Annotated in this window: 9 protein-coding genes; all 9 read left to right on the top strand. The window is 35.5% G+C overall.

What is annotated here, in order from left to right:
- The first annotated feature begins 448 nt into the window (after positions 1-448).
- From E7419_06405 to E7419_06365, 9 genes are read left to right on the top strand one after another with little or no spacing between them, the layout of a single operon-like run.
- Positions 449-1,390, top strand: coding sequence for an L-lactate dehydrogenase (locus tag E7419_06405; protein MBE7014820.1), 942 nt, complete (start codon positions 449-451; stop codon positions 1,388-1,390).
- Between the two features lie 17 nt (positions 1,391-1,407).
- The gene (gene fumC / locus E7419_06400; GenBank protein MBE7014819.1) at positions 1,408-2,784 is read left to right on the top strand and encodes a class II fumarate hydratase; all 1,377 of its coding nucleotides are present in this window, start codon (positions 1,408-1,410) and stop codon (positions 2,782-2,784) included.
- 34 nt (positions 2,785-2,818) lie between these two features.
- Positions 2,819-3,598: a disulfide reductase gene (locus E7419_06395; protein ID MBE7014818.1), complete on the top strand. Its 780-nt coding sequence runs from the start codon at positions 2,819-2,821 to the stop codon at positions 3,596-3,598.
- Between the two features lie 37 nt (positions 3,599-3,635).
- Positions 3,636-4,022 (top strand): 4Fe-4S dicluster domain-containing protein, encoded by a 387-nt coding sequence (locus E7419_06390; GenBank protein ID MBE7014817.1) that lies wholly within the window; start codon positions 3,636-3,638, stop codon positions 4,020-4,022.
- Between the two features lie 14 nt (positions 4,023-4,036).
- Entirely contained in the window at positions 4,037-6,031 is a 1,995-nt protein-coding gene (locus tag E7419_06385; protein MBE7014816.1) for a CoB--CoM heterodisulfide reductase iron-sulfur subunit A family protein, read from the top strand.
- Positions 6,022-6,456: a hydrogenase iron-sulfur subunit gene (locus E7419_06380; protein ID MBE7014815.1), complete on the top strand. Its 435-nt coding sequence runs from the start codon at positions 6,022-6,024 to the stop codon at positions 6,454-6,456. The genes E7419_06385 and E7419_06380 overlap by 10 nt, the downstream gene beginning before the upstream one ends.
- Positions 6,444-7,442 carry a 4Fe-4S ferredoxin gene (locus E7419_06375; GenBank protein MBE7014814.1) on the top strand — a complete coding sequence of 333 codons (999 nt, stop codon included), beginning with the start codon at positions 6,444-6,446 and terminating at the stop codon, positions 7,440-7,442. Before E7419_06380 ends, E7419_06375 begins: the two co-directional genes overlap by 13 nt.
- Entirely contained in the window at positions 7,435-8,460 is a 1,026-nt protein-coding gene (locus tag E7419_06370; protein ID MBE7014813.1) for a 4Fe-4S ferredoxin, read from the top strand. The genes E7419_06375 and E7419_06370 overlap by 8 nt, the downstream gene beginning before the upstream one ends.
- Positions 8,457-9,290 (top strand): hydrogenase, encoded by an 834-nt coding sequence (locus tag E7419_06365; GenBank protein MBE7014812.1) that lies wholly within the window; start codon positions 8,457-8,459, stop codon positions 9,288-9,290. The genes E7419_06370 and E7419_06365 overlap by 4 nt, the downstream gene beginning before the upstream one ends.
- The last annotated feature ends 9 nt before the right edge of the window (positions 9,291-9,299 follow it).

Here is a 9,299-nt window from a genome sequence, read left to right as displayed (position 1 = left end):
AACTATATTTTGCCATAAAAAACCGACCTCCCAATTGTTAGAATTTTGGTCTAACAATTGGGGGTCGGTTCAAACCCTTGCCATTCTTTGCTTTTTAACAAAATGAGCCTTGCCGTACTTTAGTACTATCTGCATTCATTTTGGTAAAATATCCCATCCTTTTTCGAACTCTGCCAGCGTGCCGATAGGTTTATCGACACGCTGAGAGAAGTTTTAATAATATAAAACTTCTCTTTTTATATACATTAAAAAGAATGTTTTGATAAATATAAACATATTTCACAAAAAACATTGTTAAATTTTTGTCAATGTGACGAAAATGCTTTAAAGGCATTGATTTTTAGCGAAGTTTGTGATAAAATTCACAATGTAATATAATGAGTATAAATGATAAGTTTTATTATACTTGGATATTTAAAAATATTTAGAAAAAAGGTGATGATTTAAAATGAATAAAATAACAGTAATTGGTTCAGGGAATGTAGGAGCTACCATATCATATACACTTACGGTTATGGGACTTGCATCTGAAATAGTTATGATAGATGTTAATGAAAAAAAGTCGCTTGGAGAAGCGCTTGATATAAGGCAGGGACTTCCTTTTTGTTCACCTGCAAGTGTTTATGCAGGGGCATATTCTGATGCCAAAGATTCAGATATTGTTATAATAACATCCGGAATGGCAAGAAAACCCGGTCAAACAAGACTTGACCTTGCACAAACAAATGTAGATATTATAAAAAGTATAGCAGATAAAATTGTTCCTGTTGCACCAAATGCAACATACATTATTGTAAGTAATCCTGTTGATATTTTAACTTATGTATTTTTAAAGCATACCGGACTTCCTGAAAACCGTGTTATCGGTTCGGGTACAATTCTTGATACAGCAAGACTGCGTGCAAGAGTTTCAGAATTTTATTCTGTAAATCAAAAAAATGTTCATGCTTATGTTCTTGGTGAACATGGAGATAGTTCTTTTGTCCCATGGTCAATTGCAAATATTTCAAATGTTCCGATTATTGATTATAAAAATGCTGTTTCCAGTAAAATAAAATTTCCTGATTTTAATCCGCAAGAGGTTGAGGATTATGTTCGTAAATCAGGCGCGAAAGTCATTGAAAGAAAAGGCGCAACATTTTATGCAGTTTCAATCTCAGTATGTCATATTTGCCAATGTTTACTTTCCGGAATTGATACAACACTTACCGTATCTACAATGCTTAATGGTGAATATGGAATTTCTAATGTGTGCTTGAGTTTATTAAATGTTGTAGGTAATAATGGTGCACATAGTAAAATAATGCTCCCGCTTAATGACGAGGAAATTAAAGCATTATATAATAGCGCAGACGTTTTAAAAGGTTTAATAAAGAATCTTAACATATAGAAAGGAAATGAAAAAAAATGAACTATCGAATTGAACATGATTCAATGGGGGAAATAAAAGTTCCTGCCGATAAACTATGGACTGCCCAGACACAAAGAAGTCATGAAAATTTTGAAATAGGTGTAGGTATTGAAACAATGCCTCGTGAAATTATACATGCTTTTGGCATATTAAAAAAGGCAGCGGCGATAACCAATAATGCTCTTCGCCCTGAAAAAATGACAAATGAAAAACTTGAAGCAATAAAAGCAGCATGTGATGAAATAATTGAAGGAAAACTTAATGATAATTTTCCTCTTGTTGTATGGCAGACAGGCTCAGGCACTCAATCTAATATGAATGCCAATGAAGTTATTGCAAACAGAGGTAATCAGATTTTAGATAAAAAAATACTTCATCCAAACGATGATGCAAATATGAGTCAGTCTTCTAACGATACATTCCCGACTGCTATGCATATTGCAGCAGTAATTAGTTTAGAAGATAAACTTATTCCGGCAGTCTTGGAATTAATAGAAACATTTAAAAGACTTGAAGAAGAAAATAAAGGAATAGTAAAAAGTGGAAGAACTCATCTTCAGGATGCTACTCCTATTACATTCTCTCAGGAAATAAGCGGATGGCGTTCAAGTCTGGAAAAGGATATTGAACTTATAAAACGTTCTGTTGAGCCTTTATATGAACTTGCTCTTGGTGGTACAGCAGTTGGAACGGGATTAAATGCTCCAAAAGAATTTGCAAAAAAAGTAGCAGAAGAAATTGGTAAAATTACAAATAAGCCTTTTGTAACTGCAGCAAATAAATTCCATTCTCTTACATCAAAGGATGAACTTGTTTTTGCTCATGGTGCAATTAAAGCACTTGCAGCAGATATGATGAAGATTGCAAATGATGTACGTTGGCTTGCGTCAGGTCCAAGAGACGGTCTTTCTGAAATATTCATTCCTGAAAATGAACCAGGCTCTTCTATAATGCCAGGTAAAGTAAATCCTACACAATGTGAAGCGGTAACAATGGTTGCAGTTCAGGTAATGGGTAATGATGTTGCAGTTGGTTTTGCAGCATCTCAGGGTAACTTTGAATTAAATGTGTTTATGCCTGTATGTGCGTATAATTTCTTACAGTCTGCAAGACTTTTGGCTGAAGCAATTCGTTCGTTTAATAAAAACTGTGCAGTTGGTATTAAGGCTAATAAGGAAAAAATGCATCATAATCTTCATAATTCACTTATGCTTGTTACTGCACTTAATCCGTATATTGGATATGAAAATGCTGCTAAAACTGCAAAGAAAGCATATAAAGATAATATTTCACTTAAAGAAGCATGTGTTGAACTTGGATTTCTAACAAGTGAGAAATTTGACGAAGTATTCCATCCCGAAGAAATGGTTTAAGTATAAATGTTTCTGATATGGAGGTATAGAAAAAATGAAAGTTAGTTATTTTCCGGGTTGTACCTTAAAAAATAAAGCTAAAGACCTTGATTTGTATGCATATAAATCAGCAGAGGCATTAGGGGTTACACTTGAAGAAATTGAAAACTGGCAATGTTGCGGAGGAGTTTTTACTACATCGAATGATGAAATTGCAACAAAACTTTCTTCTGTTCGTGCTTTGAAAGAGGCTTATTTAAAAAATCAGCCTCTTATAACAGTATGTTCAGCATGTCATAATGTTATAAAACAAACAAATTATGCTGTTACAAATAATAAAGAATTCTCAAGTAAAGTAAATAATTATATGTCAGATGAAGGCGGATATTACGGAGAAGCAGAGATTTATCATTATTTAGAGATGCTTCGTGATATAGTGGGATTTGATAAATTAAAAGAAAAAGTTGTAAATCCACTTAAAGGAAAAAAGATTGCTGCATATTATGGTTGCCTTTTATTAAGACCCGGCAGTGTTATGAAAATGGATGATCCTGAAAATCCAAGTATTATGGAGGATTTTATAAAGGCAATCGGAGCAGAACCTGTTATTTACTCAAAACGCAATGAATGTTGCGGAGGTTATGTAACCGTAGAAAGTCCTGAACTTTCTAAAAAAAGCAGTAATGCTGTTATAGAAAATGCTAAAATTCAGGGTGCCGAAATGATTATAACAGCCTGTCCTCTTTGTAAATATAATCTAATAAAAAACGGTGCAGATATTCCTGTGGTATATTTTACAGAACTTTTAGCAGATGCACTTGGAGTAAAGAATTAATGAATAAATATATTTAATCGTCTAAAGGAGAATACAGATGAATAATGAGTATCTTCGTGAGGAATTAATCCGCCAAAGCGGAGTTAATCCTAAAAAATGTATGAAATGCGGAAAATGCTCTGCGACTTGTCCTGCTTACGATGAGATGGAATATCATCCTCATCAGTTTGTAAGTATGGTTGAAAGCGGAGATATAGAACCGCTTTTAAAATCAGAATCACTATATAAATGCTTATCTTGTTTTGCTTGTATTGAAAGATGTCCAAGAAGTGTAGAACCTGCTAAATTAGTTGAAGCAGTTCGTCTTATGGCAATAAGAAAACAAGGGGCAAACAGAATGACTGCAAATGATGTACCGGAACTTCTTGATGATGATATTCCGCAACAGCTTTTAGTCAGTGCATTTAGAAAATATACTAAGTAGGGAGGAAAAGACAAATGCAAAGAGTTGGTGTTTTTGTGTGTTGGTGTGGCAGTAATATTGCAGGTACTGTTGATGTTGAGGCGGTATCTGAAGCATTGAAAAGCGAACCTGGTGTCGTCTTTTCCACCAATTATCAATATATGTGCTCTCAGGCAGGGCAGGATATGATAAAAAACGCTGTAAAGGAACATAACCTTACAGGTATTGTTGTTTGCTCATGCTCACCTCGTATGCATGAAGCAACATTCAGAAAAACTGCAGCAGCTGCAGGATTAAATCCTTATATGGTTGAAATTGCTAATATAAGAGAACAATGTTCCTGGGTTCATAAAGATATAGAGACGGGAACCGAAAAAGCTATTATTCTTGGTAAAGCGGCCATTGCAAAAGTTAATCTTAATGCACCGCTTACACCTGGTGAATCTCCCGTTACCAAAAGAGCACTTGTTATCGGGGGCGGTATTGCAGGTATCCAGACAGCACTTGATATTGCAGATGCAGGATTTAAAGTTGATATTGTTGAGAAAAAGCCTACAATCGGCGGAAAAATGGCACAACTTGATAAAACTTTCCCGACACTTGACTGTGCAGCTTGTATTTTAACACCGAAAATGGTGGATGTTGCTCAAAATGAAAATATACGTATTTTCTCATACAGCGAAGTGTCAGAAATTAAAGGTTTTGTTGGTAATTTTGATGTAACAATAAAGAAAAATGCACGTTTTGTAAAAGAAGATATTTGTACAGGATGCGGTGCTTGTGTGGAAAAATGCCCGATGAAGAAAGTTCCTAACGAGTTTAATCTTGGAATGGATAACCGTACTGCTATATATATTCCTTTTGCACAGGCAGTTCCAAAGGTTGCTACAATTGACCCGAATTCCTGTAATATGTTAAAAAACGGCAAATGTGGTCTTTGTGCAAAAGTTTGCGCAGCAGGTGCTATAGATTATACGCAAAAAGATGAATATATAAATGAAAAATACGGTGCAATTGTTGTTGCAACAGGTTTTAATCCTATCAGTATGGATAAATTTGATGAGTTTGCTTATAATCAGTCAAAGGATGTTATAACATCTTTAGAATTTGAGCGTCTTACAAATGCCGCTGGTCCAACAGCTGGGCATCTTGAAAGACCATCTGACGGTAAGTCACCGAAAACAATTGTTTTTGTACAGTGTGTTGGTTCAAGATGTGATGCATGCGCCGAAAAAGGAAAAGAATACTGTTCAAAGATTTGCTGTATGTATACGGCTAAACACGCGATGCTTGTGAGGGATAAATATCCTGATACAGATGTTTATGTTTTCTATATTGATGTAAGAACTCCGGGTAAAAACTTTGACGAATTTTATCGCCGTGCAGTTGAGGAATACGGAGTAAAATATATTAAAGGTATGGTAGGTAAGGTTACACCTTTTGGTGATAAATTAAAAGTTCAGGCATCAGACCTTATTTCCAATAAGCAACTTCATATAGATGCTGATTTAGTAGTTCTGGCAGCAGCCATTGAACCTGATAAATCTGCAAGACCTCTTGCTACAATGTTAACTGCAAGTATGGATACCAATGACTTCTTTACGGAAGCACATCCTAAACTTCGTCCTGTAGAAAGCCCGACAGCAGGTGTCTTCTTGTCAGGTGCTTGTCAGGGACCTAAAGATATTCCTGAAACAGTTTCACAGGCAGGCGCTGCAGCATCAAAAGTTATAGGTCTTTTAGCAAAAGATAAATTAACAGGAAATCCATGTGTTGCACATTCAAATGAACTTATGTGTAATGGATGTTCAACTTGTGAAAGAGTTTGTCCATATGGTGCTATTACATATGAAGATAAAGAATTCCGTATGCCTGACAGAACAACAAAATTAAGAAGAATTGCTATTGTAAATCCTGCAGTTTGTCAGGGCTGTGGCGCATGTACTGTTGCATGTCCGTCAGGTGCTATGGACTTAAAAGGATTTGCAAGTAATCAGATTATGGCGGAGGTGGACGCAATATGCAAGTAAAAGAATATAAACCTTTAATTGTTGCTTTTTGTTGTAACTGGTGTTCATATGCAGGTGCAGACCTTGCAGGAAATAATCGTCTTAACTATCCTGCCGATGTAAAAATTATAAGAGTTCCTTGCTCTTGCCGTGTTAATCCAATGTTTGTTCTTCGTGCATTCCAAAGGGGTGCAGATGGTGTTATTATATGCGGTTGCCATCCTGGCGACTGTCACTATACATCAGGAAATTATTATACACGTCGAAGAATGGCAACACTCTTTTCAATGCTTGACTTTTTAGGCATAGAAAAAGAACGTACTCGTGTTGAATGGGTTTCTGCGGCTGAAGGTGCAAAATTTGCTGCTACAATGAATGATTTTGTAAAAAAGGTAACCGAACTTGGAGAAAACAAGAGATTGGAGGATCTTAGATGCAAAAGATAACTAAGAATCAGTTGATAGACAAAGCAGTTTCTCTTATGAATAACGGTACTGTTAACGCAGTTCTTGGATGGAAAAAGGGAGAATTCGGATATGATGTAACCCCTGCAATGTTTAAAACTTTGGAAGATTTAAAAGAAAATTTCTTATTCAATGATTTTTGTGGAGTAAACTTTTCAAAATATCTCGTTTCTAAAACAGACCGATTTGATGGTAAAATTCTTGTTTTCTTAAAACCTTGTGATACATATAGTTTTAATCAATTGCTTAGTGAACATCGTTTTGATCGTGAAAAAGTTTACGTTGTTGGTATTCCATGTGATGGTATGGCTGATGTTTCCAAACTGAAAAAAATAGCAGGCGAGGGAATAACATCGATTGCCGAAGAACATGACAACATTCTTGTTACAACTATCTATGAAGATAAACCTGTTATTATTTCTAAACAAGATATTCTTTTAGAACGTTGTATAAATTGCAAGAGTAAAAAGCATGTTGCCTATGATGAACTTCTTGGTGAAGAAGGCGAAGTAATTAAGTCAGGAAGATTTGACGAGGTTGCGAAATTAGAAGCAATGACTCCTGATGAAAGATTTTTATTCTGGCAGAATGAACTTTCACGTTGTATACGTTGTAATGCTTGCCGTGATGCTTGTCCTGCGTGTACATGTGAAAAGTGTGTTTTTGACAATCCGTCATCAGGCGTTGAAAATAAAGCACCTGCTAACAGTTTTGAAGAAAAAATGTTCCATATTATAAGAGCATATCACGTTGCAGGTCGTTGTACAGATTGTGGAGAATGTTCAAGAGTTTGCCCTCAGAATATTCCACTTCACTTATTAAACCGTAAATTTATAAAGGATATAAATGAATTTTACGGAGAATATCAGGCAGGAGAAGAAGTTGGGCAAAGAGCACCACTTGTTGACTATACAACTGATGATTTGGAACCTGGTGAAGTCTTTGACAGGAGGGATACTGATGCGTAAATGTTCTTTAGATAAAATTGACTTGATTTTTGAAGAAATATCAAAAAATGCAAAACTTTATCTTCCCGTTGATGAAAAAGAAGGAAGTGCTTCCTATAAACAGTGGGAAAATGGAGTATTATGGAGTGAAACTTTAAATACTGTAAGAAGTCCTAAAGATTTCTTTTTTCCGCAGATGGAAAACTTAATGGAATTTAAAACGGACGGTAAAAACATTGATGTAATTGATACAAGAAGTGAAACAGAGGATTTTGTTATTTTTGGTGTCCGTGCATGTGATGTAAAAAGTTTTGAAGTTTTAGACAGAGTTTTTCTTGCAGAACCTGTTGACAGTTATTATGCCAATAGACGTAAAAAAGGTATTATAGTGTCAACTGCATGTAAAAAGCCTTCTGAAACCTGTTTTTGTAAAACTTTTGGCATCTCACCTGAAGAGCCACAAGGAGATATTTCAACCTGGAAAACGGAAGATGAAATTTTCTTTAAAGCCAACACTGAAAAAGGTAAAGAACTTCTTAATAAACTTTCTTCACTTTTAGAAGAATGTGACGAAACTACAGTAAATAAAGAAAAAGAAAAAATTCAAAATATTATGAATAAGTTACCACTTAAAGATCTTAAAACTGACGTTTTTGGCGGTGGGAAAACGGACGAGTTTTTTAATCACCCTGCATGGGATGAGTTGTCTCAAAGTTGTCTTGGATGCGGAACTTGCACATTTGTTTGCCCAACTTGTCAGTGTTATGATATAAAAGACTTTAATACAGGTAAAGGTGTTATAAGATTTAGATGTTGGGACTCTTGTATGTATTCCGAGTTTACTAAAATGGCTCATGGCAATAACAGGCTAACGCAAAAAGAACGTTTCCGTCAGAGATTTATGCATAAACTTGTGTATTATCCTGAAAATAATGACGGACTTTTCAGTTGTGTAGGTTGTGGAAGATGTCTTTCAAAGTGTCCGATTTCTATGAATATTGTCAAAGTAATGAAAAAGATTGGAGGAACTGACGCATGAATAATGAGTTTGAAACTTTAATTCCAAAAATCGGCGTTATAACCGATGTACGTATTGATACACCTGATATTAAAACATTCAGAGTTGTAACCAAAGATGGTAAAAAAGCATTTGAACACCGTCCTGGTCAATGTGCAATGCTATCAGTTCCGGGCGTTGGCGAAGCGATGTTTTCTATTACATCATCTCCGACTAATGAAGAATACATGGAATTTTCTATTAAGAAATGCGGATGTGTGACTGAATGGTTGCATCAGGCAGAAGTTGGTCAGCAGATAACTATAAGAGGCCCTTATGGAAACCCATTTCCTGTGGATGATGTGTTTAAAGGAAAAAATCTTTTGTTTATTGCAGGTGGTGTTGGCCTTGCTCCTCTTCGTTCAGTTATAAATTATTGCAGACATTATCGTGATCGTTACGGAGAAATAGATATTGTTTATGGTTCAAGAAGTAAAGATGATTTACTTGATTACAAGGAGATTATCGAAGAATGGTCAAAAGACTCAGGAGTTAAAGTTCATCTTACTATCGATAATCCGCAGGAAGGCTGGGATGGCCATGTCGGATTTGTTCCAAACTATGTAAAAGAACTTGGCTTTGATACAAATAAGACTGCTGTACTTTGCGGGCCTCCTATTATGATTAAATTTACACTTGATGGGCTTTGTGAACTTGGACTTGATAAAACTCAGATTTATACTACACTTGAGTTAAGAATGAAATGCGGAGTTGGAAAATGCGGAAGATGTAACGTTGGCTCCAAGTATGTTTGTAAAGATGGTCCTGTGTTCAGATGTGATGAACTTGACGAACTTCCGGATGAGTATTAAAGGAGAGAT

Source organism: Oscillospiraceae bacterium (assembly GCA_015068525.1).
GTDB lineage: Bacteria > Bacillota > Clostridia > UMGS1840 > HGM11507 > SIG450.
Note: the sequence above shows the minus strand (reverse complement) of the source record. Positions and strands in the feature narration are given on the sequence as shown.

Excerpts from the sequence above, each read along its gene's own strand:
- E7419_06375 (MBE7014814.1), top strand. The coding sequence starts at position 6,444 with ATGCAAAAGATAACTAAGAATCAGTTGATAGACAAAGCAGTTTCTCTT.
- E7419_06395 (MBE7014818.1), top strand. The coding sequence starts at position 2,819 with ATGAAAGTTAGTTATTTTCCGGGTTGTACCTTAAAAAATAAAGCTAAA.
- E7419_06405 (MBE7014820.1), top strand. The coding sequence starts at position 449 with ATGAATAAAATAACAGTAATTGGTTCAGGGAATGTAGGAGCTACCATA.
- E7419_06370 (MBE7014813.1), top strand. The coding sequence starts at position 7,435 with ATGCGTAAATGTTCTTTAGATAAAATTGACTTGATTTTTGAAGAAATA.
- E7419_06385 (MBE7014816.1), top strand. The coding sequence starts at position 4,037 with ATGCAAAGAGTTGGTGTTTTTGTGTGTTGGTGTGGCAGTAATATTGCA.
- E7419_06380 (MBE7014815.1), top strand. The coding sequence starts at position 6,022 with ATGCAAGTAAAAGAATATAAACCTTTAATTGTTGCTTTTTGTTGTAAC.
- E7419_06390 (MBE7014817.1), top strand. The coding sequence starts at position 3,636 with ATGAATAATGAGTATCTTCGTGAGGAATTAATCCGCCAAAGCGGAGTT.
- E7419_06365 (MBE7014812.1), top strand. The coding sequence starts at position 8,457 with ATGAATAATGAGTTTGAAACTTTAATTCCAAAAATCGGCGTTATAACC.
- fumC (MBE7014819.1), top strand. The coding sequence starts at position 1,408 with ATGAACTATCGAATTGAACATGATTCAATGGGGGAAATAAAAGTTCCT.